This window comes from Caballeronia sp. S22 (assembly GCF_964261745.1).
Classification (GTDB): domain Bacteria; phylum Pseudomonadota; class Gammaproteobacteria; order Burkholderiales; family Burkholderiaceae; genus Caballeronia; species Caballeronia jiangsuensis.
On record NZ_OZ180038.1, the window covers coordinates 1130896 to 1156955 of the forward strand.

Consider the following 26060-nt stretch of genomic DNA (forward strand, 5'->3'; position numbering starts at 1 on the left):
TTCCACGTAGACATCGACTAAAAAGGCCGCCATGCTGCCACTGCAAATACTCATCGATGGCTTCGCCATCAGTTCGCTCTATGCGCTCGGCGCGATCGGCTTCACGCTGATCTTCGGCGTCTCCGGCGTGCTCAATCTCGCGCATGGCGGCGTGATGCTGATCGCCGCGCTGCTCGGGTGGGCGCTCGCCGGCGAAGCGGGTCTGGGCACGTACATCGCCACGCCGCTCGGCGTGATCTGCGGGATGATCGCCGCTTTCATCACCTATTTCATGGTGGTGCGGCCCATTCAGAATTCCGCCGCGATTCCGCGTGAAGAGAAGGAGATCTTCGTGCTGACGGGCACGCTCCTCTGGGGCATCATGATCCAGCAGGGGATGGCCTATCTCTTCTCCGACAACCCCATCACGATGCGCCCGCTGATTCCCGGCGTCGCGAGCGTCGCGGGCGTGCGCGTGCCATACAACGAGATCATGATCGCGGTGGTGTGCTGGGTCGTGATCGGCCTGTTGTGGCTCTTCGTGAATCGCACGAAAGCGGGCAAGGCGCTGCTCGCGGCATCGATGAATCCGCGCGGACTCACGCTGCTCGGCTTCGAGTTGTCGCGCATCTATCTGCTCGCGTGGACGCTATACGGCGTGCTCGCGGGCATCGCGGGCGTGCTGCTCGCGTCGTTTCTCGGCGTAAGCACGAACAACACGGGGCAACTCACGGCGAGCGCGTTTTCCATCGTCGTGCTGGGCGGTCTCGGGAGCGTCTCGGGTTCGTTGATGGCCGCGTATGTGGTGGGCTATCTGGAGACCGTCACCGCGTATCTCATCGCGCCGACGCTGCGGCCGCTGCCCGCGCTGCTGCTGCTCGTGCTCGTCGTGTATGTGCGGCCGCAAGGCTTTCTCGGACGGCGCTGATCATGAAAGACATCGTTCGCTCGCGTCTGACAATGTCCGCGATTCTGCTCGCGATCGTCGCCGCGACGCTGCCGTGGTGGCTCACCGGCTATATCCTCGGCGTGCTGACCGTCGCGTATTACTTCGGCGTCTTCGCGATGTCGTGGGACTTGCTGTTCGGCTTCGCCGGCGAGGTCAACTTCGGTCCGACCTTCCTGATCGGACTCGGCGCCTATTCCGCCGCGATACTGAACGCGCACGCCGCCGCGCCGATACCCATTTGCGTAATGGCGGGCGGACTCGTCGCGCTCGTCGGCGGCCTGCTGCTCGCGGTGCCCGCGCTGCGCTTGCGCGGGCCGTACTTCGGCCTCGTGACGCTTGTCGCCGTGTTGCTGCTGCAGAACGCGATCGTCATCTTCGCGGGCATCACGGGTGGCGAGATCGGCATGATGGTGCCCGACGTGATGTCCGTCGACGCGAGCAACAACTACTGGATCGCGCTCGCGTTCCTGATCGGCTGCGCGATCATCCTGTTCGGCCTGTCGCGCTCGGCGATCGGCCTCATATTGCAGGCGAGCGGGCAGGACACCATCGGCGCGCAGGCGCTCGGCTTCAACGTCGTGAAGCACAAGCTCGCGGCGTTCTGCATCAGCGCGGTGTTCTCCGGCGTCGCGGGCGCGATGCTCGTGTTCTATCAGGGCACGGCGTCGGTGAGCACGGTGGTCGATATCGGCATCGGCGTCCAGATCATCATCGCGGCCGTGCTCGGCGGGCGGCGCACGATACTCGGCGCGGTGCTCGGCTCGATCTTTCTCATCGTCGCGGGCGAATTCCTGCGTCCGCTCGGGCAGATCAACACGTTCGTGGTCGCGGCCGTCGCGCTCGCGGTCATCCTGTTCTTTCCGGATGGCTTGCTCGGCAACATCCTCCGCGTGAAGGAGCACGAATGAACGATTCACCTCTGCTCTCCGTGCGCGGTCTGACGAAGCGCTTCGGCGGTCTCGTCGCGGTGAAGGATATCGGCTTCGATATCGAACCCGGCGAGATACTCGGCCTGATCGGCCCGAACGGCTCGGGCAAGTCGACGGTGATGAAGCTCATCATGGGCATCGAGCGGCCCAATGCGGGTTCGATCAAGGTCGATGGCGTCGAGATGGCCGGCTGGCTGCCGCATCGCATCGCGCGCGCGGGCGTGGGCATCGTGTTTCAGCATTCGCGGCCGCTGCATCGGCAAACGGTGCTGGAGCACATCAAGCTCGCGCTGTTGCCCGATTCGCTCGTGAAGCTCGCCGCCGATCCGCATGTCAATCGCCGCGCGCGCGAGATCGCGGAGCGTGTGGGTCTCGCGAAAGTGATGCATCGTCATCCGGCGACGCTGCCCTTCGCCGATCTGCGCCGCATGGAAATGGCGAAGGCGATTGCGCGCGATCCGCGCGTCGTGCTCGTCGACGAACCTTTCGCGGGACTCACCGCGGCCGAGTCGGAAACCTTCTCCGAATTGATCAGCGGTTTTCGTGCGGAAGGGCGCGCGGTGCTGCTCGTCGATCACAACGTGAAGAGCCTCGCGGCGCTCGCGGATCGCGTGCTCGCGATGTATCTCGGCGAGTACGTCGCCGAAGGCTCCGCCGAGGAGGTGATGCGAAACGAAACCGTGCGCCGCGTGTATCTCGGCGGCAAGATCGAGGCGCGCGAGCGCGGCGCGGAAGTGGTCAACAGCAAGCCTTCGATCCTTCAGGTCGACAATGTCGGCGTGCTGTACGGCAAGGCGCGCGCGCTCGACGGCGTGAACATGCATGTGCGCGAAGGCGAGTTCGTGTCGGTCGTGGGATTGAACGGCGCGGGCAAGACCACGCTCTTCAACGCGATCTCCGGGCTCGTGCCTTACGAAGGGACCATCCGCTACGGCTCGAAGGATCTGAAGGGCATGAGCGGCGCGGCGATCGCGCGCGGGGGCATCGTGCAATGTCCGGAAACGCGCGAGCTTTTCGGCGATATGACCGTGCGCGAGAACCTCGATCTCGGCGGCTATCATCTCTCCGACAAGGCGCGCGCCGATCAGCTCAAGTGGCTCTTCGAACTCTTTCCGATTCTCGAAGCGCGCGAGAAGCAGACCGCGCGCACGCTTTCGGGCGGTGAACAGCAGATGCTCGCCATCGCTCGCGCGCTGATGATGCAGCCGAAGCTCCTCATTCTCGACGAGCCGACGCTCGGCCTCGCGCCGGTGATCCTTGAGCAATTGTCGAAGGCGATGGAACTGATGCAGAAGACCACGCCGATCACCGTGCTGCTCGGCGAGCAGAACGTCACGTTCGCGCTGCCTCATGCGGACCGCGTCTATGTGCTCGAACATGCGCGGATCGTGTGGGAGGGCAGCCCGTCGCGTTTCGAAAAGGAGATGGGGCGCGGGTTTCTCGAAGCGGTGCCGTCCGAGCCGATGCAAGCGAGAGCGTGACGCCTTCGCTGTTGCGCAAAAACACCACACGTAGTGCACGAAACCACGCATCGCGACAATTGATGTGTTAAAAATCGCGTGCCTTCATGCGTCACGCCGAAGCCGCGTTCATCTAGACAGTGAACTGAAAGGCGACGCATCGAAGCCCCACAAAATCGCTAATAAATAGACGCTCCAACACATCATGAAGACAATCACATCGCGTGCCATCGCAGGAATGGGTGCATCGGTCATCGCGCTCGCCTGTCAGTCCGCATTCGCGCAAAGCTCGGTCACGCTCTATGGCGTCGCCGACGTCAGCGTGCGTTATCTCACGAACGCCAACGCCAATAACGACGGCAAGCTGTTCATGACCAACGGCGCGATCACCAATAGCCGTATCGGCCTGAAGGGCGAGGAAGATCTCGGCGGCGGCCTGAAGGCGATCTTCCGGCTGGAAAGCGGTGTGGAGTTGGAGAACGGCCAGTACTCCGACAGCGCGCGCGCATTCAACCGCGCGGCCTACGTCGGTCTGTCGAACCAGTACGGCACGCTGACGCTCGGCCGCCAGAAGACGCCGCTCTTCGACATGCTCGGCGACACGTATGATCCGCTCACCGTCGGCAACTACTTCGAGAACGCATGGCTGCCGGTCGCACTTGGCGCGGGTCTCTATGCCGATAACGCGGTGAAGTACAACGGCACGTTCGCGGGCCTCACGCTCGGCGCGATGTACTCGTTCGGCACGAACTACACGGCGACCGGCGCGGGCGGCTTCTCGGGTCAGGTGCCGGGCCATATGGGCGCGGGCAACATGTACGGCTTCACGGCGTCGTATGCGATGGGCCCGTTGTCCATCGGCGGCGGTTATCAGCAGAACAGCGACAACTCGTCGAACAAGCAGAAGATCTGGAACGCGAACGCGGTCTATACGATCGGCGCGGCCAAACTCTATGCGGGCTATCTGCATTCGACCGACGACACTGGCTTCGTCGACAGCATCCTGCAACAGCGCGGGCTCGTGTCGGGCACGGATATCCTGAAGGGCTCGGGCCGCCGCGACGACGGTCCGTTCGCGGGCATCACGTACCAGGTCACGCCGGCGCTGCTGCTCACGGGCGCGTTCTATTACGATCACATGAAGAACGCGGCCATCGGCGGCGGCGCGACGGGCAGCGGCAATCGCTACACGGGCGTCGCGCTGGCGGAGTATGCATTGTCGAAGCGCACCGAAGTGTATGGCACCGTCGACTTCAACAAGGTGACGGGCGCGGCCGATGTCGAACTGCCGGGCCGCTCGAATCAGACGGGCGTATCGATCGGCTTGCGCAACATCTTCTGATCGCGCGTCAGCGCACGCGCAAGGTATAGCGCGTGCGCTGACGATACACCGCGTCGGGACGCAGGACGGCGCGCTCGCCGTCCATGTTGATCTCGTCCGGAAAGCCGCCTGCTTCGAGACACAGCCCCGCATGCTTGCGATAGCGCGACCCATTGCGCGCGCTCACGCCTTCCAGATAATTCCCCGAATAGAACTGCAAGCCGCGCGCATCGGTGGCGACGCTCAACTCGCGTCCGCTCGACGGGTCGAACAGCACGGCGACCGTGCGCGGCTCTTGCGCGTCTTCGCCCAGCACATAGCAATGATCGAAGCCGCCCGCGAGCGCGAGTTGCGGATGCGATGCATCGAGGCGCGCCCCGATCGATGCGGGCTCGCGCAAATCGAACACGCTGTTCGCTACCGCTTCGCGTGCAACGGGAATCGACTGCGCATCGATCGCAAGATACGTATCCGATGCAATCGATATTTCATGATCGCGAATGCTCGCGTCATTGCCCAGATTGAAGTACGCATGGTTCGTCAGGCTGACGGGCGTCGGCGCATCGGTGCGCGCTTCGTAATCGATCGATAACGTGCCTGCGTCGTTCAGTGCGTAGCGCACGGACACATCGAGATTGCCGGGAAAGCCCGCCGCGCCCGCGGGCGAACGCAGCGTCATGACGAGCGCGTCATCGGCCACGTCCACGCGCCACATCTGCCGATGAAAACCCGCCGAGCCGCCGTGCAGATGATTCGCGCCTTCGTTGCGCTCGACCTGATACGCGAGGCCATCGAGCATGAAGCGTCCATCGCGGATGCGATTGGCCCAGCGCCCGATGATCGCGCCCATGAATGCGCTGCCGTTCAGATAGTCGGCGGGCGCGTCGTGACCGAGCAGCACGTCGGCGAGATGTCCGTCGCGGTCGGGCGCGAGCCATGAGACGAGCGTCGCGCCCAGATCGCTGATTTCGATGCGCATACCCGACGCATTGCGCAACGTGTAGAGATGCGCGTCGCCCCAGGGACGAATGTCGATGAGAGAAGAGGAGGTCATGCGCGCGATCATCTCACGGACGCGCCGCGACTTCATCGAGATGCAGCAGCAGATCCGCGGGATCTTCATACACGCGCAAGGCGCCCGAGCGCTCCAGTTCGTCGCTGCCATAACCGCCCGAGAGCAGGCCGACGCCGAGCGAGCGGCATCGGCGCGCGGCGAGCATGTCCCAGATGCTGTCGCCGACGACGACCGTATGTTCTATCGGCACGTTCAGGCGCGCGGCCGCGGCGAGGAAGAGATCGGGATCGGGCTTCGCGTACTTCACCATGTCGCGCGTGATGACCACCTGCTTCGACGGATCGACACCCAGCGCTTCGAGATTGACCTGCGCGGTCTCCATGCGTCCGCTCGTCGCGATGGCCCATTTCGTACCGGCCTGCGTCAGCGCGTCGAGCAACTCGCGCGCGCCCGGCAGCGGGCAGACCTGCGCGCGCAGCCGCTTGTACGCTTCCGCATGCAACAGACGCAGCCGTTCGACGCGATCCGCGCTGATCTCGCCATGCGTTTCACGCAGCAACTGATTGGTGAAGAGCCCGCCGCTCATACCGATCTTGCGATGGATGCGCCACACGGACAACTCGATCCCTTCGGCGTCGAGCGCTTCCTTCCACGCGAGCACGTGCTGATAGACGCTATCGACGAGCGTGCCGTCCAGGTCGAACAGGAATGACGTTTCGATACGCATGATCTTCTCCCATGAGTGTGTCCGAGCGACTTCATCATACGCACGATCGGGCAAGCGGGCTGCTGCAAGTGCGATAATGGATGTTTGCGCCGCGAGCCGGTTATCTCGCGGACAATACGCACAAAGTCCTTGAATTTTGCATCAATTACGCATGACGGAGCCTATCTTGACCCGCATCGACAATCCCTCCCGCGATCAGGAAGCAGGCGTGGCCGACGCCACGCAAGACACGACCCGTATCGACGATACGCGCATCGGCGCCGTGCGTCCGCTGATCTCGCCGGCCCTGCTGCTCGACGAACTCCCGGTGACGCCCGACGTGCAGACGCTCGTCGAGGAAAGCCGCGGCGCCATCGCGAACATACTGCATGGCCGCGATGACAGGCTCGTCGTGGTCGTCGGTCCGTGCTCCATTCACGATCACGATCAGGCGATGGAATACGCGCAGCGCCTGAAGAAAGTCGCCGACCAGTTGCGCGACGATCTCTTCATCGTGATGCGCGTGTACTTCGAAAAACCCCGCACGACGGTGGGCTGGAAGGGCTATATCAACGATCCGCGTCTGGACGGCAGCTTCCGCATCAACGAAGGTCTGCGCCGCGCGCGCGAGCTTCTGCTCGACATCAGTGCGCTGGGTCTTCCGACCGCGACGGAGTTTCTCGATCTGCTGAGCCCGCAATACATCGCCGATCTGATCGCGTGGGGCGCGATCGGCGCGCGCACGACGGAGAGCCAGAGTCATCGGCAGCTTGCATCGGGTCTGAGTTGCCCGATTGGCTTCAAGAACGGCACCGACGGCGGCGTGCAGGTCGCGGCGGATGCGATCGTCGCGGCGCGCGCGAGCCACGCGTTCATGGGCATGACGAAGATGGGCATGGCCGCGATCTTCGAAACGCGCGGCAACGACGACTGCCATGTGATCCTGCGCGGCGGCACGAAGGGGCCGAACTACGATGCGGAGAGTGTGGCGGCGGCATGCGGCGCATTGGCCAAGCTCGGCCAGCGCGAGCAAGTGATGATCGATTGCTCGCATGCCAACTCGAACAAGTCGCATCTGCGTCAGGTGGACGTCGCGCAGGATATCGCGCGGCAACTGGAAGCGGGCGAGCGGCGCATCACCGGCGTGATGATCGAGAGCCATCTGGAAGAGGGGCGTCAGGATCTCAAGCCCGGCGTGCCGCTCAAGCATGGCGTGTCGATCACCGATGCATGCCTGGGCTGGACGCAGAGCGAGCCGGTGCTCGAACTGCTTGCGCAAGCTGTGAGAAAGCGCCGCGCGGGCTGAGCGGGCTGAGCGGGGTAGCGGTCGATGCGGGCGAGGTAGCGTTTTCGATGGAACGCTACCTCGCCACCGCCGCATTCAACCCATTGACCCAGTTGCCGAATGCGGCTGATTAACGCGCTGCAAGCGACTTGATGAACGACTCGTCATCGAGCAGCATGCCGATCAGCTTTCGGTACAAACCTTCGTACTGCCTCGCTGCTTCAGGAATCGCGATGGCACCCACAAACGGCGAGTCCCACGTCGAATCCACATGAAGTGTCCGATCGTACTGTACGGCCTCGGAACGCTTGACGACAAAGCGCGCCGTCAACGAGGCGTTGCCTGTGCCAATAGGTCCATTCAATGTGCTGTCGAGAAGCGTGCCCGAGATTATCGTGTTGGCTTGCGGATCGAGTAATCCTGCCGATTGCAACTCGACGCGCAATGCCTCACCCAGATATTGAGCCATCGAGTCCTTCACGGGAGAGGTCACGGTACTGCCACGGACGCTGACACTGCGATCCATGCCTTCCGGTTGCGATGGGTCCAGCGAAAACCTGCCGATCTCCACCTTGCCGGGAGGAGGATCGGCGCGGCGCAGCTTGGCGAGATTTTCGACGCTTGGTTGCGGGGCGTGCATCGGGATCTGCATGCATCCGGCCAAAAGCATGACCGCGCTCAAAGACAGCGGTGCTATCCAGTTGATTGCTCTCATGACGACCTCACTCGAACGCCGGATCGCGCGACAAGTCGTCAAGCGCGTTGCTCAGCACATCGAGCGTCATTTGATTGACAGCATCGACGGCCGACGGCGACTTCTGCGCGTTCGGTGGCGCACTGGTGTTTCCCACCGTTGTGTGGATCGCGTGGCGGGCCGTTTTGACGATCGGTGTCGTCCGATTGGGAGCGAGATAGCTAACGGTGCAGATATATCCATCCGTGACGGTATTGCCAGCGAGCCCGAAGGTCAGACCGGTAACAAAGCCTTTGGAAGCGGCGTCTTCCGTGATGGGGACGTTGTTGAGGGTGACGCTGAGCATGCCCGCGTTTGGCTGCGGGTTTGAGGAAACCGTGGAAAACAGGCCGGAATCCTTGACTTCCTTGCTTACCACGCTGCTTAACCTATCCGTTGCCCGTGCATTGGGCGCTCCCTTCGTCTGGAACTCGAACACGAGTTGCACTGGTTTCGGGTCGGCGACCTTCTTCATTTGTGCAACCGGGACTTGTTTCGTTTGTGTGTCGACATAGACGCTGCTGCACGCAGCGAGAAGCGCTGTAGCGAGGAGTACCGATGCGGTGACAATGCGGCGAAAGATCGCCAGGTTCCCCAACGTATTTGATTCGTTATGCATAATTATATGGGCATGGTCAGTGATGTTTTATTCGTCGAGCGTAGTGACATCGCGTGCGATGCTGAACTCAGCATCGGCCGGCTATCGCACGGCGATGGTAGCAGAGCGAAACACCAAACTTGAACGTCAAAAGATTGTTTTTTGTCAACGAAAAGCCGGACGAGGCTCTGGTTTTCGTCCAGGCGAGGGACGTGTCGGATGATCTCGATGTGGTTCGAGCTTAAGAATGGATTGATTGCCGCAACTGGCGCTGTTTGCCAACGCTACGCGATCGAAACGGGCTGCGACTGGACGCGAGGTCCGCGGATCATCCCTACCTCGCCACCGCCGCATTCAACGCATTGACCAACGCCAGCGGATCGAACGGCTTGCGCACCTGAACCGCTCTCGGCAACGCGCGCCGCTCGTCATCGCCGAGCGCGAGATCGTAGCCGGTCACGAACACGACGCCCAGCTCTGGCGCCTCGCGACACGCGTCGATGGCCAGATCCACACCGGATTGGCCCGCGAGATCCACATCCGTCAGCAACACTTCGAAGCGATGCTCGCGCAACAGCGCAAGCGCCTCATCGACGCTGCCTGCATCGATCAGATCCAGCCCGAATGTGCGCAGCAACTCGGCGGTGCTCGTGCGCACGAGTTCATTGTCTTCGACGAACAGCACGCGCATGCGTGACGGCGCATCGTCCTCGGCGACACGCGGCACATGCGTGTCGATGTCCGCGACAACGGCTTCCGATGCCTGCGCGGACAGCCCGAGCACATGCCGCACCTTGCGCGCCAGCGCCTCGTGCGTATAAGGCTTGCTCAACAGATCGATGCCTTCGTCGAGCCGTCCTGCATGCACGATTGCGTTATCGGTATAGCCCGACGTGAACAGCACCGCGATACCCGGCACACGTTCACGCGCCTTGCGCGCGAGTTCGGTGCTGCGCAACGGCCCGGGCATCACGACATCGGTGAAGAGCAGATCGAGCGGCACGCCGCTCTCGACGATCGCCAGCGCGCTCTGCGCATCCTTCGCCCGCAGCACGCGATAGCCGAGATCGACGAGCAGTTCGACAACAGTGGCGCGCACTTCCTCATCGTCCTCGACGACGAGAATGGTTTCGCTGCCGCCCTTCGCCGGGCCCGCATCGATATTGATTTCGAGGTCTTCTTCGGCACGCGCGCGCGGCAGATAGAGGCGCACCGTCGTGCCGTGTCCCTGCTCGCTGTAAACCTTCACGTGGCCGCCGGACTGCTTGACGAAGCCGTACACCATCGAGAGCCCGAGGCCCGTGCCCTGGCCCTCGCGCTTGGTCGTGAAGAACGGCTCGAACGCGCGCTCCTGCACTTCGGGCGACATGCCCGAGCCCGTGTCCGTCACGGCGACCATCACGTACTGGCCGGGCGAAACGTCGGCGTTGCGCATCGCGTAGGCTTCGTCGAGCGATGCGTTGCCCGCTTCGATCGTGAGCTTGCCGTGACCGTTCATCGCATCGCGCGCGTTGATCGCGAGATTGAGCAAAGCGTTCTCGACCTGAAACGGATCGACGAGCGTATTCCACAAGCCGCCCGACACGATGGTCTCGATCTCGATGCCGTCCCCGAGCGCGCGGCGGAACATGTCGTCGAGGCCGCGCACGAAGCGCCCCAGATTCACGACCTTCGGCGCGAGCGGCTGACGTCTGCCGAACGCGAGCAACTGCGACGCGAGATTCGCGCCGCGCGCGACGCCCGCGAGCGCGTTGCGCACGCGCTGCTCAGGCTTGTCCTTTCCGGCGACGTCCTTCGCGAGCAATTGCAGATTGCCGCCGATCACCTGCAGCAGGTTGTTGAAGTCGTGCGCGACGCCACCCGTCAGCTTGCCGATGGCTTCCATCTTCTGCGCCATGCGCAGCGCTTCCTCGGCGTGACGCAGCGCGTCGGCGGTTTCGCGGTCGGCCGTGACGTCGCGGCCCACGCCGTGAATGCGCCGCGTGCGCGGATCGAGCGACACCGTCCACGCGATCCAGCGCCAGCCGCCGTCCGAGCGGCTCAGACGGCATTCGTAGCGCACCGGCAGGCCGTTCGCGCGCAGCTTGCCGAGTTCGGCCGTGGCGGCGTGCGCGTCGTCGGGATGCACGAGGTCCATCACCGTGTGCGAATGCAGGCGCTGCGAGTCGAAGCCGAGCACTGTCGTCCATGAAGGACTGACGCGCAGCAGCGCGCCCTCGAAGCTCGCGACGAAGAACAGATCCTCGCTCAGCTCCCATAAGCGGTCGCGGTCGGCGACGGCATCGGCCACGCGGCGTTCCAGCGTTTCGTTCAGATCGCGCAGCGCGTCCTGCGCCTTCGTGCGCTCGTCGATCTCGTCCTGCGCGGCCTGATAAAGACGCGCGTTGTCGATGGCGATCGCCGCCTGCGACGCGATGCCGGTCAGGATCCGCTCCGCGCGGTCCGTGAAGACGCCCGGCTCGGGATGGCCGAAGAAGAGTCCGCCGAGCACTTCGCCGTTGCGCGAGACGACCGGCGCGGCGAGATAGCTGCACACGGCGAGATGGCCCTTCGGCATGCCGTGATGCGGCGCGTTGTGACCATAGCGCGGATCTTTCGTGATGTCGTCCGAACGCACGATGCCTTCGCCCGCGAATGTCGGGCCGAACACGGCGGTGTTGCGCGGCATCGGGAATCGGGAGAACGTGTCCTTCGGCACGCCCGAGAGCGTGTAGAGCGTATAGCGGGCGCCCTTGTCGTCGAGCACGTTGTAGAAGAACGAGCCGAAGGCGGCGCCCGTCAGCTCGGTCGCGGCATCGACGACGACCTGCACCGCGCGGCTCAGTTCGAGTTCGCCCGCGACCGTTGTGCCGACGCGGTTGAGAATCTCCAGCGTGCGCGATTCGTCGCGCAGCTTCTGTTCGGTCGCGTGACGCAATCGCGCGAGGCGCAGATTGCTCGCCACGCGTGCCAGCAGTTCGCGCGCCGGGAAAGGTTTGGTCAGATAATCGTCCGCACCCGCTTCGAGCCCGCCGACGCGCGCCTCCTCGCCCGCGCGCGCCGACAGCAGCACGACCGGCGTCTCGCGCAGCGCCTCGTCCTCGCGCAGCGCGCGCAAAAGCCCGAAGCCGTCGAGGCGCGGCATCATCACGTCGGAGACGATCACCTCGGGATGCACACGCCGCGCGATCTCGAGCGCGGCTTCGCCATCGGCGGCGACGCTGACCTCGTGGCCCGCCGCGATCAGCATGCGGCGCATGTAGTCGCGCAGGTCGGCGTTGTCGTCGACCACGAGCACGCGGCCCGGCAGCGCGTCGGCGAGCGTCGGCTCATCGGTCGCGTTCACGCCGAGCGCTGTGTCGTCATCGCTCTCGACGACGGGCCGCTCATTCGCGTCGGGCATCCAGCGCATGGCGGCATCGACATACGAACGCGCGCGTATGCTCGCCTCGGCATGCGGCGCGCCTTCTGCGTCGGCGGCGGGTTCGCGCGGCGCGGGCAACGTGACGGTGAAGCACGCGCCATCGCCGGGCGTGCTGTCCACACGGATCGTGCCGCCGTGCAGCTTGACGAGCTCCTGCACCATCGCGAGCCCGATGCCGCTGCCTTCCATCGAACGGCCCGCCGCGCCCGCGACGCGATGAAAGCGCTCGAACACGCGCGCGAGTTCCTGCTCCGGAATGCCGATGCCGGTATCGCTCACGCAGAGTTCGATGCCGTGCTCCGCGTTCGTATGGAGCGCAATCCGGATAACGCCGTCGAACGTGAACTTGAACGCGTTCGACAGCAGGTTCATCACGATCTTTTCCCACATGTCGCGGTCGATTTCCGCGATCACGGGCGTCGGTCCGGTGTCGATTTCCAGGCGCAGTCCGGCCGTTTCGATCGCCGAGCGAAAGAGCGATGCGAGCTCGGCGGTGAACACGGCGATATCCGTCGGCTGCCGATGGATCTCGATGCGCCCGGCCTCGATGCGCGAGAAGTCGAGCAGCGCGTTGACGAGCTTCAGAAGCCGCAAGCCGTTGCGATGCATGACCTCGACGATCCGCATATCCTCCTGACTCACGCGGTCGGGACTCGCGAGCAGCTCTTCGAGCGGGCCGAGCATCAGCGTGAGCGGCGTCCTGAACTCGTGGCTGATGTTGGAGAAGAACGTGGTCTTCGCGCGGTCGATTTCGGCGAGCGCTTCGGCGCGCCGGCGCTCTTCGTCGTAGGCGTGCGCGTAGCCGATCGCCGCGCCGATCTGGCCCGCGACCAGATTGACGAACGCGCGATACCCTTCGTCGAACAGGCGATAGGGATTGAGCGCGGCGATCAGCACGCTCGAGCGGCCCGTGTCGCCCGAGGGCGCGATGGGCACGATCACCGCGCTCGCCGGCGCGACGCTCCATGCGCCGGTGGGCAGCGGCGCGTCGATGAGGCGATCCAGATTCGTCACGATGCGCGCCTCGTTGTCGCGCAGCACCTCGTGGAAGGGCCACGGGTCCGGGTGCGCCGCGTGCAGGACCGCGGGCGCGGCGCGATGCTCCGGCCCGATGCCGCAAGCGCCGACGAGCGCAGCCGTGTCGCCGCCGGGTTCGACCGCATAGAGCAGCGCGAAGGGCATGTCGCGCGATGCGCCTTCGAGCGCGTTCATCGAACGTTCGCACGCCTCGCGCCAGGTGCGCGCATCGGCCGCCGATGCCGCCAGCTCGCGCAGCACGTTCAACTGGCGCTCGCCGAGCACGCGTTGGGTGTCGTCGCTGTTCGCGCAGATGATGCCGCCCGCGCCGCCGCGGTCGTCGGGAATCGGGCTGTAGGAGAACGTGTAATACGTTTCCTCGGGAAAGCCGTTGCGCTCCATGATGAGGAGCTTCTGTTCGACGTAAGTGCCTTCGACGCCCACGAGCGCGGTGTCGAGCAGCGGGCCGATCTCGTTCCAGATTTCGCGCCACACGACCGACGTCGGCCGGCCGAGCGCCTGCGGATGCTTGCCGCCGATGATCGGCTTGTACGCGTCGTTATAGAAAAAGAGCAGGTCGGGCCCCCAGCCGACCCAGATCGGCTGGCGCGACGTCAGCATGATGCGGATGGCCGTCTTGAGACTTTGCGGCCAGTGTTCGGGCGAGCCGAGCGAAGTCTGTGTCCAATCGACCTCGCGGATGAGCGCGCCCATTTCGCCGCCGCCCAGGAGAAAGCTCGGGTCTAGCCCGTTCATTCTCGTATCCGCGATCAGATTGTCAGCTTTCATCGACGCTTGGTCTCCTCGCCCGGTCTCGATGCGGCGACGTCATGTGCCGGCAATGCACGTATTAAGGTTCGAATCGCTTGCGCGACGCGCTTCATGGCACGCAGGCGATTTCGAATTCTCGCACGGAAAACGGCTTCGGTTTGTGTCGGCTTTGCGCGCGGCAGGCCCGCCTGCAAACGCGCTCCGGTGTCCGCGGATCATCAGACGGGAACGCGCCGGACGTTCGGAACGCATTTTGCTGAACCAATGCCGACCCAAGCACATTGCGTACTCACGCAGCCACGACGTTCGAGAACATGTCCAGATCGATGCCCAGAACCACACTCACCTCCGAAGCAGGGACGTACGAAGGCTTCGACATCTACGCGTCGTATGTGGTCAACGCGACGGGCATGCACATCGGCACACTCAAGGTGGTTCGCAAGCGCGACAAGCGCGTGCTCTATCCGTTCGACGGCTGCGAGACCATCGGTCCGTTCGAATCCAGCGAGGATGCGCGACATGCCGCCGAAGCGCTCGGCAGACGCATCGTCACGGCGGACATCGCCAATCCCGAGCCTTGATCGCATGCCGGCGCGAATGTCCTATGACACGCGGTAAAAAGCCCCGCGATATCCCGGACCCATCGGCAAGAATCGCCCGTGCTTCGGGGAAAACCCCAGCGTCCCGATCGTCCTAGGACATGCGAGGCATGCGGGATGCGTCTGTATCTTGAACTCAAGGCGGTGCGTGGCGCGCGAACTCGGGCGCAGCACCGGGTCACTGACGCATCCGGACAACGACTATGAGTTACGTGCAACCCTCCACGAGTCAAGACGCGCAGTCGCGCGCACCCATCAGACGCGCGATGGCGGCTTCGGCCATCGGCAACGCGACCGAGTGGTTCGACTACGGCATCTACAGCTACGGCCTCACCTATATTTCAGCCGCGCTCTTTCCCGGCAGCACTGCGCAGGCCACGCTCTTCGCGCTCGCGACCTTTGCGATTTCCTTTCTCGTGCGGCCGCTCGGCGGACTCTTCTGGGGACCGCTCGGCGACCGGCTCGGGCGCAAGCATGTGCTCGCGCTCACCATCATCATCATGTCGATGGCGACGCTGCTCGTCGGCGTCCTGCCATCGTATGCGAGCATCGGCCTGTGGGCGCCGGCATCGCTCGTTGCGTTGCGCATGATCCAGGGCTTCTCGACGGGCGGCGAGTACGGCGGCGCGGCGACCTTCATGGCCGAGTACGCGCCCGATCACAAGCGCGGCTTTTGCGGCAGCTTCCTGGAGTTCGGCACGCTCGCGGGCTTCTCGCTCGGCGCGTTCCTGATGCTCGGCTGCTCGGTCCTGCTCGGCAACGACGCGATGCACGCATGGGGCTGGCGTCTGCCGTTCCTCGTCGCGGCGCCGCTCGGTCTGATCGGACTGTATTTGCGTTCGAAGATGGAAGATACGCCGGTGTTCCGCGAGTGCGCCGAAGCGTCCGAACGCGAGCACCACGCGGGCTTGCCGTTGCGCGAGCTTTTCGCGAGCTACTGGAAGCCGCTGCTTCAGCTCGGCGGGCTGGTCGTCGCGCTGAACGTGGTGAACTACGTGCTGCTCGCGTACATGCCGACCTTCATGAAGAAGGAACTCGGCATGAGCGACAACCTTTCGCTGCTGCTGCCCCTGATCGGCATGTTGTCGATGATGGTGCTGCTGCCGTTCGCGGGCGCGTTGTCGGATCGCATCGGGCGCAAGAAGGTGTGGTGGCTTTCGCTCGTCGGCATCTTCGTCGCGGCCGTGCCGATGTTCACGTTGATGTCGCATGGCATCGCCGGCGCGCTGATCGGACTTGGCGTGCTGGGGCTGCTTTATGTGCCGCAACTCGCGAGCATTTCGGCGATGTTCCCCGCGATGTTTCCGACGCAGGCGCGTTATGCGGGGATGGCGATCGCCTATAACATTTCGACGTCGATCTTCGGCGGCACCGCGCCGATGGTCACCGACTGGCTCATCGGCCGCACGGGCAGCACGCTGGTGCCGGCGTATTACATGATGGGCGCTTGCGCGGTGGGGGCGATTGCGTTGCTGTTCGTTACCGAGACGGTGGGGTGCTCGCTGCGTGGGCGGGAAATTCCTGGTGTGAAGGTGGGCGGCGGGGCGCGTCGTGAGGATGTCGCGCATGAGGGGTTGCCGGAGCATCGGCACGCTTAAGGGGTTTGGTAATTTGGTTGGTTGGCGGCCCGGGGGATTTGTGCGCTCGGGCCGTTTTTTTTGTTAGCGCTTGTGCAACGCGCGGGGAGGCGCACGGTCGTTGAACATCGAGCGCTGTGGGCGTCGCTCTGTTTCGCTTTGTTGGCCATTTAAGACTTTTCCGTTTGGAGAAATGTTAGCAAACGTTTAGTATGAAACGCGCTAGAAAATTTCTCTGCGCGACCTGGAGATCGCGAAGCAACTGTCGATGTGGTCAGTGTTGTTCGCGCGTTGATGCTTATGGAGTCGCGGTTCAGGAAGGACTCGAGGTTAAGAAGGAATGGACCAGCAGTTTCTTGACGCTTATAACGCTCAGCGATCCTACACGCTCGAGCTTGCGAGCGAATGGGCGAAGGGGCATGAGAAGGTTGCTCGGCGTCTCGGCATGCAGGTCGAAGGCGAGATCGGTGACTCGTATGTCGAGCGACTCATACAGGCGTTCAGCTTCGTTGCGGCACGCGCGCAATGCAAGATCGACGATAGCTTCCCGAAGTTCACCCAATCACTGCTTGAAACAGTTTTTCCATACTACAACGCGCCCACACCCGCGACTGCCGTTGCCCGCTTTTACCCAGGCGAATTCGAGGGCGATGTCCAGTCCGGATTCAAGATCCCACGTGGCGCGGTATTGACCAGTGCGGCGCCGGTAGGCGAGGACGTCAAGTGTGTGTTTTGCAGCACGCAGGACGTCACGCTCTATCCGCTCGAAATCGTTGGTGCACAGCTGACGGCTGCACCACCGGATATCCCATCGCTCGAACGACGCTCGCCCGATTATCGAAAGGTCCGAGGCGCACTCAGACTTCGCTTGCGCGCTTCAGGCCGCGCGATCAAGGATTTGCTCAATCTCGACTGCTTGCCCGTATACCTTTCGGGTGACGAAGTGATCGCCTCCAGACTCTTCGAGTTGGTGCATACCGCAGCGTTGGGTTGCGTAATCGGCGTGCCGGGACAGTTCGCGCAGCAGGATGGGGCGTTTCACGTCATCACGCCCGAGGTGGTGGAGCACGAGGCACTGGAACCGGGACAAGGCGTCCTGCCAATGATTTGCGAGAAGTTCAACGGCCATAACCTGATCCAGGAATACTTCAGCTTCCCTTCGCGTTTCTGGTTCTTCACGCTGACCGGTTTGCGCACGGGGCTAAGCAGAATCGCAGGGCCTGAAGTCGAGATCGTCGTGTTGCTCAATCAGCCGCCACGCGAACTTGCCGAACAGGTTGGTCTCAGCAACTTCGCGCTGTTCTGCACGCCGGTTGTCAATCTGTTTCCGCTGGAGATCGAGTCGATCGAACTGCAAAGCAAGGGTAAGTTTCACGCCGGCAATGAAGTCGTGGTGCGTCCAGTTGCGCCGGACTACGAAGTGTTTCGCATCGAGCATCTGTTCGGTCATATCGAGTCGACTTCCGAGAAACTGGAATTCCTGCCGCGCCATGACGCCTTCAATCGGGACGAGTCGAACAGCGGGCGCTTCTACACCGTGCGTCGGACACCGCGGGAGTCGGGCGACGCCTCGCGTCGCTACGGCACGCGCACGCCCTATACCGGCTCGGATCTGATCGCGGCCCTGGTCGATCGGCATGAACAGCCTTATGCGTCGCCGCTGAGTTATCTGTCAGCGGATGTGTGGGTGACCAACGGTGATTTGCCCAACCTGCTGACGTGCAACGGCAAGACCGATCTCACCCCGTTCGAGTCGACACCCATCGGCAGTATCGGCCTGGTGCGCGCGCCGAGCGCGCCGAAGCCTCCGCTCGCGCATGGCCGTTCGGCCTGGGATCTGATCGGCCAGTTGAACTCGGGCATGGACACGCTGGATTTATTCGACGAAGACCGGTCGGCCGAAGCGCTGCGCAAGCTGCTGCGTCTCTTCGTGGATGAGGGCACCGAAGCACACCAGCAGATCGAGTCGATCGTCAGCCTGAAGATCGAGGGCGTCACGCGCAAGTTGCCGGGGCGCGGTCCGATTCATTTCGGTCGGGGCTACGGCATCCGTCTGACGGTAGATGAAAAGGGTTTCGGCGCCTCCAGTCCTTATCTGTTCGGTGTGGTGGTGGATCGCTATCTTGGCCGTCACGTTTCGGCGCATTCATTCGTACAACTTGATTTGTACACCATTCAGCGAGACCTGATCGCCAGTCTTCCCGTGCGCATGGGCATGCGCGGGGTGGTGTGAGCGGATCGGCTGAAAGAGAAAAAATGATGAACAACACAGCATTGCCCGGTGTCTTTGGAGGTTTCCGTTGCTGACTTCGTTGCTGAATTTCCGCTCCACCCGCACGTTATCGGTCGATGGCACTGCGATGCCCAAATCGCCGATGGGCGACTCACTGCTGCAACTGCGCTCGATCAAGGGCGAGGAAGCGCTGTCCAAGGGGTTCGAATACACGCTGGAACTCACGACGCCCGCGGAAGCTTTCATCCCCGAACAATTGGCAGCGAACATCGATCTGAAAGCGATGATCGCCAAGCCTCTGACGGTGATCGTTCAATGCGAGGGCTTCGGGAAGTACATTCCGGGTCTGCCCGGCGGGCTGGGCATGGGCAACATCGGCGCGTGCGAGCGAGAGATCACCGGACTGGTGTTCGAGGCGCGGTACCTCGGTCAAGGCAATCGTCAGGCGCGCTATGAGGTGAAGCTCAAACCTTGGATCGATTTAGCGCGGGAGCGCACTGACTTCCGCATTTTCCAGAATAAGTCGGTCGTGGACATCGTGCGAGACGTACTGCGTCCGTACGCTCATTCGTGCGATTGGCGCATCGGTGAAAGCTATCCGGCGCTCGAGTATCAGGTCCAGTATGGCGAGTCGGACTACGCATTCGTTCAGCGTTTGATGGCCGAGCACGGCTTGTACTGGTTTGTCGAGCATTCGAACGGCTACCACCGTGTGGTCATCGTCGACAACATCGGCGCGCACAAGCCTGTAGAGAGCGAGGCGTATCAAACGCTGTCGTATTACCCGCCGGGCAACAAGATCGACGAAGAGTACGTCAGCGAGTTCAGTGTCGCTCAGACGCTGCAACCTGGGGTGTGGACCTACGACGATTACGACTTCAAGCAACCGCGCGCCGATCTGACCGCCGAAAAACAGATGCCGCAGGACACCATCTGGAATGATCTGGAGCGTTACCAGTGGCCAGGCGATTACGCGGACCCGAAGGCTGGCGGACGGTTGGCGCTGATACGCATTCAGGAACATCGTTCACGCGGTGAGCGGGCCTACGGCGCGGGCAACCTGCGCAATGTGGTGTGTGGCACGGTGTTCAGTCTCAAGGGCTTTGCACAGAGCGACGCCAATCGTCGGTATCTGGTGATTAAAACCGGTATCGACGCACAGGAACGCGGCGACGTGACGGCGTCGGGAAAGACGGACTTCAAGACCACGTTCGAAGTGCAGCCCAACACGGTGATGTTCCGGGCTCCGCGTCCGGATAACAAGCCACGCACCACCGGCCCACAGACGGCGGTGGTGACGGGCTATGGCGACAGCGAGATCTGGACCGACCAGTACGGTCGGGTCAAGGTCAAATTTCAATGGGACAGATCGCCAGAAACGGATCACACGTCGTCGTGCTGGATACGCGTGGCGTATCCGGGCGCGGGGATGCGCTACGGAAGCATCGGTGTGCCGCGCGTGGGCACGGAAGTGATCGTCGACTTCGAGAATGGCGATCCCGATCGTCCAATCGTGATCGGGCAGGTTTATAACGCGCAGGCGATGCCGCCGTGGAAGTTGCCGCAGAACGCAACGCAGAGCGGCGTGCTCACACGCTCTACCAAGGGGGGTGAGTATGAGAACGCCAATGCGATTCGCTTCGAAGACAGAAAAGGCGAGGAGGAACTGTGGATCCACGCGGAAAGGGATTTTCGCACCGAGGTCGAGCACGATGAATCACATTCGGTCGCGCATGATCGAAGGAAAATCGTGGATAACGATGAGACTACGAACATCGGTCACGATCGAACGGAAACGGTGGGAAATAACGAGCAAGTCGAAATTCGTCACGACCGACATCATCACATCGGCCATGACGAATTTCTCTCAGTCGATCGAAGCCACATCGCACAGATCGGCAAGGATCGTATCGAGCGCGTCGGGAATCATCGCGAAGACCATGTTGCAGCGAATCACGTAGTGGCGATTGGTGGGCATGCCGAGCATAAGATCGAAGGGCATTTCCGCATGCAGGCGGGAGAAGCCGCAGACGTAAAGACGAAGGCTTTGAATCTTCAGGCAGGTGGCGTACTTCAGATCCGTGGTCCTGCTGGAACGATCACGCTTGATGCGAATGGCATCACGCTGGAGGCGACCAAGATCACGTTGAAGGGACCTGTTCAGGCGAGTACGGGATGGGTGAAGAATGCGCTCGAGATGCGCTCTGCTCCGAAGGAAGGAAAACCGATGGATATCGGCACATTCCCGTTCTCTGGTTGATGCACAGGCAGTACTGCCTTGCTCCGCCATACGAAATAGAAAAAGACTAGACAGATGATCATTACGTTTCCGTTTGAAGACGATCCTTATTACAGCGCTCCGCAGCCCGTTTCATATACGCAGTCGAATGCCGCGGCACTGACCACTCCCGCGCTTGCCAAGAAATACTTTTATCTTGCGAGAGGCGTCGCGGGCGGCGTGTTTCCGGTCGGTACGAACAGATTCTGGCATGGTGGCGTGCATTTGAAAGGCACGAAGCCGATTCGGGCAATTGCCGATGGGACGATCGTTGCGTATCGGCTGGATACGGATTACACGAGTAGCGCGTTTGATGCGCAAGTCAGACAGGATACTCCGTCGAGCGCGACCTCAGCGCCGTCGCGAGTGTTCAGCAGCAGCTTCGTGCTGATTCGTCACGAGTGCGAGAAGCACAACGGTATATCGGGTCGATATGCCGGCGCGCACTTTTATTCGCTTTATGCGAACCTGATGCCCGCGCAGCATTTGCATGAGAAGCCGCTGCTGCCGCCTTTTCTGACTACGGGCGAAGCGCTACTGCCAGTGAGTGCTTTGCGCGGCGATGAGGTGGAAATACTGGCGGTCAATGGTGATGGGCACCGGATGACCAAGGTTCGCGTGACCGACGTCAATAAGGAAGTCAAGGTTGAAGGCTGGATCGAGCATCTGTACCTTGATCTGGACGAAGAGCAGGGACCGCCGGTGCCGCTAGCTGCGGGACAGAAACACAGACTCGGCTATCCGGTTTGCGCGCTTTATGCGAATCATCTGGCTGAGCGAAAGTGGCGCACACGGGATAAGGTGATGACGCTCTCGTACCCTGTCCGCGTGGGAGAAGTGATCGGATACGGGGGACAGACGGACAGTCTGGATGGTGCGCTAAGTGATAGTTTTCATTTCGAGATATTCTCGGCGAAGAACGTCCTTGTCAAACCAATGAAACCGCTTGTGCCGTTGAATATTCTCAAACCAGAGACCTCGCATCAGGATTATGAGAACGGCGAGAAGAGCGACGGCATGGGCAAGGTGTGGTTGACGAGGAATGCAGACTTGGCGACTGACAAGCTATCCGTGAGATCCGCTCTCTCGGCAAAGGATATCGTGCGATTCTCAGCCGGCTCGTGTTTCGTCTCCGCGGCTCCGTGTTTAAAGGATGGAACCGCCAACGGTAACCCATCCGATCTGATTTGCTTCAAGCTATTTGATCTCCACGGTACCAGATACTATGCCTACGCGAACCAGAACGATGCGGCCGCAGACGGTCGAGATTTCGTTAAGGAAGTGTGGGTCACGCTGACTACGGATAGTGACTGGGTCACGCGCGGATGGCAGGCGTACGAGGATAACGAGCTCAACAATACCGATGACGCGTTCGTGGAGGATGATGACGCGGTTATGCGGCAGATTATCAATATCGCGCATAAATCATCGGCCGCTTTGAATCTTGACGACCTGCACGGTGAGGGCGTGGACGCCCTTTTGGGTAAGACAGCGGTGCGTTTTCATACGGAGTGGGATAGCCACGCCGCGTCCAAACGCTACCAGAAACTGAAGACGGGCGAGCACCCGCCGCTTCCCAAACTCATCGACGCGCAGTTCCGCGCGTTTATTCAGGACATGGGCAAGCAGCAGTTCTGGGCGGATGCGCGAGTGCAAACGGACGGCGTCGAGGGACCGACGCTCGCGCCTTTGGATTCAAAGATGACGACCGAGAACTGGCATTTCCATCCAGTCGGATTTCTGGCTCAGATGCGGGAGTGCCTAACAACGGATGCGGTCCTCTCCGAAGAGGAGTTCGAAACCGAGATTCGCCGCAATTGGATCATCGGGATGAAACTGGTTGAAAAACGCCTCAAACAGCTTGAGCCGTGGAAAGAGCCCAATATGCCGATGCCTTCTCCGCCCGCGAGCGTGCCCAATATTGTCCGGGAATATGCAACCACGCGGAGCATTCAAAATCGCGGCCATGCCACGCTATGGGAGAATTTCATCTACTGGTTTGGCGTTGACCCTAACACGATCATCGCCCCCTCGACGTCGCGTCAGTCGCGCACCTCAGCGCCTGCGGGTCATCATGTATATCTCTACATGAAAGGGATGAAAGACGTGTTCAGACACATGTCAACGCAGCAAATTCAGAAAGGATCGCTTGGATTCGAAGCAGGTGCCTATGTTTGGCAAGGCGCTTGCCCAGAGAAGCCCTTAGTTCCAGCGGCGAGTGGGTTCAAGATGGAGTGCGTCAATATCGCCTGTCAATACGGGCTAGGCTTTAAATCATTCGTCCGCAGCGATGCCGTTGATCAGAACCGCATGCAGACGCAGTTGCATGAGATATCGCATATGGTCGGAACCACCTGTGCGGACGACAAGGTGATTTTGCTGCCTGAGGGTACTGTTGATTCTTGGCAATTCAATACGACCACCGCCTATGGTGCGTTGGGCGCTCGCGTGTTGGCGGAGTTCCACCCAGAGCAGGCAATGGCCAATGCAGAGAACGTTGCCTTTTTTATCGAGAGTGCAAAAGATGAGGCGGTATTCAACAGTTAAACGGCGGTTTAGCCGGTACGCTATTGCGCTATGGAGTTTCGCAGTGCTTGCCGCGTGCTCGTATGACGTAACGGCGAATTCAATCACCCAAAACAGCGACGGGAAAAATGTCATGAGCAGAAGTCAGCCTCCAGGAAGTTCGGCAAACCAGACGGGGATTCCGGATAGGCGTATCAATTGGATGAAGAATTCGTTGATTACTCGGATCGGATTCGTTGATGCACGCTTAAGGGAGGATAGTTTAAAGGTGCGTTATGCCCTTTCATTTGAAAATCCAACGAATATCGAGGTGAGGTGGACGGGAAGTCCCACGCCCAATGAAGAACCAATTCGATTCTTTTGCGACGAAAAACGGATTGATCCATTGGCATCGAGGACACCTGGAATCAAGGGTAGTCAGGTGCCCCCTCGTGACGATGAGACCCTACGTTACCGCCATGTAGTTGAAGCCAACAGTATTTGGAAGGGAGACATTCCAGGTGACTTTGCAATTGACTACAGTCAGCTTCTTCCGGGCACTCACATTTACGAAATGGTCTATTGGCAAAACCAACTCGACTGGATCGATGTCCGCGAAATACTTCGACGAACTGACGCTCAAGGTCCGGGCCGCATGATGTACCCATTGACCGACAACGCGCCTTCAAACCGGCTGTACTTCAAGGTCTACAAACCTACGGATGAAGAAGCCGCACGGGGCCGGAAGATTGAATTCCTTGGCGAAGTCGACGCGCGAACCCAAGTGCTGGCGCTGCCGTACGCTCGACCCGGAGACTTTGCACCGAAGACGGGCTACTGGCAGGCGGTGGGCGAGACCATCGACATCATCGGCGGCGACCACGAGACCTTCGTCAAAGAAGGCGATTCTATGCCGAACCTGCCCGGAAAGATTGGCGTCGATCCGTTCAGTTTCCGATGGAAGTATGTCGGTGAACAGGGAAAGATATCGGTGAAGTAATCGATATGCGGAGGGAATTTTCGATGCGTCAGTGGTTTTAGAAGGTCATCGACACATGTGTCCTGTGCACGGAATGGGCACGGTTGTCACGGGAACGCTCAACAGCGGGACCATCGTCGATGCGGCCTTGATCGTTGCGCCGAGTTCGACGAAGAATAAAGACAAGACGCGCGATCCCGAAATGCATCAAACGCGCAAAGGCCGGCAGTGGTATTTCGGCATGAAGTTGCACATCGGAGTGGACAGTCAAAGCGGTTGACGCATAGCGCGGTGCTCACATCGGCCAACGTCCACGACAAGCACGCGCTCACGCGACTGCTGCACGGACAAGAGCGGCGCGTGTATGGCGATAGCACCTATGCGAGCCAAAAGGCACTGATTCACGAGAACGCGCCCAACGCGCGGGACTTTACCAATCAGCGTACGTGTCGTGCGGGAGAGGTCGATGAGATTGCGCGTGGCAAGAATCTAAACAAGTCGAAGATCAGGGCACGAGTTAAACACGTGTTCGCAGTCGTCAAACGGCTATGGGGATTCACGAAGGTACGCCACCCGGGGCTGGCGAAGAATGCCAATCGCGCTTTCGTCGCGCTGGCGTCGAGCAGGCCCACGCACGATGTCCCGCGGGGCGGCAGATGAAGGCACAAAGCGTCATTCATTCGAATCCCCAACATTTCGCGTCCGTTTCGATGAATCCAGCTACTTGTTCAGCGTTGCCTTAGATCCAGCGAAAACCCACCAATCAACGCGCCACCTTCACCGCCTTCTTCCCCCCCAGCACCCGCGCCTGCAACACGATCACCAGCAACAAAAACAACCCGCGAATCACCGACTGCCAATAAGCCGAAAGCGAGATATACCCCAACCCGTTTTCAAAGTTCAAAAGATTGAACACGAGCCCAAGCAGCGCGACACCGGCGATCGTCATCGCGATGGAACCTTCGCCGCCCGTCAAACGCGTGCCCCCAAGCACCACGGCCGAAATCGCAAACAACTCCCAGCCGACGCCTTCGTTCGGCTGCCCCGCGCCGAACTGCGCGGCGAGAATCGCGCCGGCGATGCCTGCAAGCAAACCCGAAACGGTATAAACGAAGACCAGCGTGCGATCGACGTTCAGGCCCATCAAGCGCGACGCCTCTTCGCTGCCGCCGATCGCCAGCGCATGCCGCCCGAAGCGCGAACTGCGCAACGCGATCCACCCGATCACCGCCGCCGCCGCGCAGACGATCCCGGGAATCGGCAGGCCCAGAAAATCGCCTTGCCCGAATGCGGCGAAATTCGTATCCGACGATATCGCCACCGCATCGTTATGACCGAGCAAAAGCGCGAGGCCATGCGCGCCGAGGCTCGTCGCCAGCGTGACGATGAACGGCAAAATCCGCATATGCGTGATGACGAGCCCGTTCAACACGCCGATCGCAAGTCCCGCGAACGACCCGGCGATCACGCCGGCCAGCGCGCCATGCGGACTCGCCAACGCCGATACGACGCTCGCGAGAGCAGCCACCGCACCGACCGACAGATCAATGCCGCCCGTGATGATCACGAACGCCATGCCGATCGATATCAACAGGAACATCGAGTTGTATCGCCAGAACGACGTCACGTTATACGCCGACAGAAAATGCTCATAACGCGTGACGCCCAGCAAGAGCAACGCGACGAGCGCGATCAGAATGGGCAGGTTCTTCTTCATGGAAAA

At 61.4% G+C, this 26060-nt stretch carries 17 protein-coding genes and 1 pseudogene; 12 read left to right on the forward strand and 6 right to left on the reverse strand.

What is annotated here, in order from left to right; genetic code table 11:
* Positions 1-31: 31 nt before the first annotated feature.
* The 4 genes from ACEN42_RS31800 to ACEN42_RS31815 all read left to right on the forward strand — a co-directional run bounded on the left by ACEN42_RS31800 (position 32) and on the right by ACEN42_RS31815 (position 4659).
* The gene (locus tag ACEN42_RS31800; protein WP_187604385.1) at positions 32-907 is read left to right on the forward strand and encodes a branched-chain amino acid ABC transporter permease; all 876 of its coding nucleotides are present in this window, start codon (positions 32-34) and stop codon (positions 905-907) included.
* Positions 908-909: 2 nt separating this feature from the next.
* Complete coding sequence (locus ACEN42_RS31805; protein ID WP_371883584.1) at positions 910-1836, forward strand: branched-chain amino acid ABC transporter permease; 927 nt, start codon at positions 910-912, stop codon at positions 1834-1836.
* Entirely contained in the window at positions 1833-3338 is a 1506-nt protein-coding gene (locus ACEN42_RS31810; RefSeq protein WP_371883585.1) for an ATP-binding cassette domain-containing protein, read from the forward strand. Before ACEN42_RS31805 ends, ACEN42_RS31810 begins: the two co-directional genes overlap by 4 nt.
* Before the next feature lie 184 nt (positions 3339-3522).
* Entirely contained in the window at positions 3523-4659 is a 1137-nt protein-coding gene (locus ACEN42_RS31815) for a porin (protein ID WP_250486074.1), read from the forward strand.
* Between the two features lie 7 nt (positions 4660-4666).
* On the opposite strand, the gene ACEN42_RS31820 is transcribed toward ACEN42_RS31815, so the two are convergent.
* Positions 4667-5692 (reverse strand): aldose epimerase family protein, encoded by a 1026-nt coding sequence (locus ACEN42_RS31820; RefSeq protein WP_371883586.1) that lies wholly within the window; start codon positions 5690-5692, stop codon positions 4667-4669.
* 13 nt (positions 5693-5705) lie between these two features.
* Positions 5706-6380, reverse strand: coding sequence for an HAD family hydrolase (locus tag ACEN42_RS31825; RefSeq protein WP_371883587.1), 675 nt, complete (start codon positions 6378-6380; stop codon positions 5706-5708).
* Positions 6381-6546: 166 nt separating this feature from the next.
* Here ACEN42_RS31825 and ACEN42_RS31830 point away from each other — a divergent pair, with 166 nt between their 5' ends.
* Positions 6547-7665 (forward strand): 3-deoxy-7-phosphoheptulonate synthase, encoded by a 1119-nt coding sequence (locus tag ACEN42_RS31830; RefSeq protein WP_222946407.1) that lies wholly within the window; start codon positions 6547-6549, stop codon positions 7663-7665.
* A gap of 109 nt (positions 7666-7774) precedes the next feature.
* Here the strand turns inward: ACEN42_RS31830 and ACEN42_RS31835 are convergent, their stop codons facing one another.
* The 3 genes from ACEN42_RS31835 to ACEN42_RS31845 all read right to left on the reverse strand — a co-directional run bounded on the left by ACEN42_RS31835 (position 7775) and on the right by ACEN42_RS31845 (position 14184).
* Positions 7775-8359, reverse strand: coding sequence for a hypothetical protein (locus tag ACEN42_RS31835; protein WP_187604380.1), 585 nt, complete (start codon positions 8357-8359; stop codon positions 7775-7777).
* Positions 8360-8366: 7 nt separating this feature from the next.
* Positions 8367-8852 (reverse strand): hypothetical protein, encoded by a 486-nt coding sequence (locus ACEN42_RS31840; RefSeq protein ID WP_371883588.1) that lies wholly within the window; start codon positions 8850-8852, stop codon positions 8367-8369.
* A 457-nt stretch (positions 8853-9309) separates the two neighbouring features.
* Positions 9310-14184 (reverse strand): response regulator, encoded by a 4875-nt coding sequence (locus ACEN42_RS31845; RefSeq protein WP_371883589.1) that lies wholly within the window; start codon positions 14182-14184, stop codon positions 9310-9312.
* Positions 14185-14492: 308 nt separating this feature from the next.
* Here ACEN42_RS31845 and ACEN42_RS31850 point away from each other — a divergent pair, with 308 nt between their 5' ends.
* The 7 genes and pseudogenes from ACEN42_RS31850 to ACEN42_RS31880 all read left to right on the forward strand — a co-directional run.
* Entirely contained in the window at positions 14493-14747 is a 255-nt protein-coding gene (locus ACEN42_RS31850; protein ID WP_035509638.1) for a DUF6723 family protein, read from the forward strand.
* 221 nt (positions 14748-14968) lie between these two features.
* The gene (locus tag ACEN42_RS31855) at positions 14969-16363 is read left to right on the forward strand and encodes an MFS transporter (protein ID WP_371883590.1); all 1395 of its coding nucleotides are present in this window, start codon (positions 14969-14971) and stop codon (positions 16361-16363) included.
* Positions 16364-16682: 319 nt separating this feature from the next.
* Positions 16683-18575 carry a type VI secretion system baseplate subunit TssF gene (tssF, locus tag ACEN42_RS31860; RefSeq protein WP_371883591.1) on the forward strand — a complete coding sequence of 631 codons (1893 nt, stop codon included), beginning with the start codon at positions 16683-16685 and terminating at the stop codon, positions 18573-18575.
* A 67-nt stretch (positions 18576-18642) separates the two neighbouring features.
* Positions 18643-20835 (forward strand): type VI secretion system Vgr family protein, encoded by a 2193-nt coding sequence (locus ACEN42_RS31865; protein ID WP_371883592.1) that lies wholly within the window; start codon positions 18643-18645, stop codon positions 20833-20835.
* 54 nt (positions 20836-20889) lie between these two features.
* Entirely contained in the window at positions 20890-23400 is a 2511-nt protein-coding gene (locus tag ACEN42_RS31870) for a hypothetical protein (protein ID WP_371883593.1), read from the forward strand.
* A gap of 112 nt (positions 23401-23512) precedes the next feature.
* Positions 23513-24358 carry a hypothetical protein gene (locus ACEN42_RS31875; RefSeq protein WP_371883594.1) on the forward strand — a complete coding sequence of 282 codons (846 nt, stop codon included), beginning with the start codon at positions 23513-23515 and terminating at the stop codon, positions 24356-24358.
* Between the two features lie 106 nt (positions 24359-24464).
* Positions 24465-24997, forward strand: a pseudogene (locus tag ACEN42_RS31880) (IS5 family transposase); the annotation flags it as partial.
* Positions 24998-25100: 103 nt separating this feature from the next.
* Here the strand turns inward: ACEN42_RS31880 and ACEN42_RS31885 are convergent.
* Positions 25101-26054 carry an ABC transporter permease gene (locus ACEN42_RS31885; protein WP_371883595.1) on the reverse strand — a complete coding sequence of 318 codons (954 nt, stop codon included), beginning with the start codon at positions 26052-26054 and terminating at the stop codon, positions 25101-25103.
* Between the last annotated feature and the right edge of the window lie 6 nt (positions 26055-26060).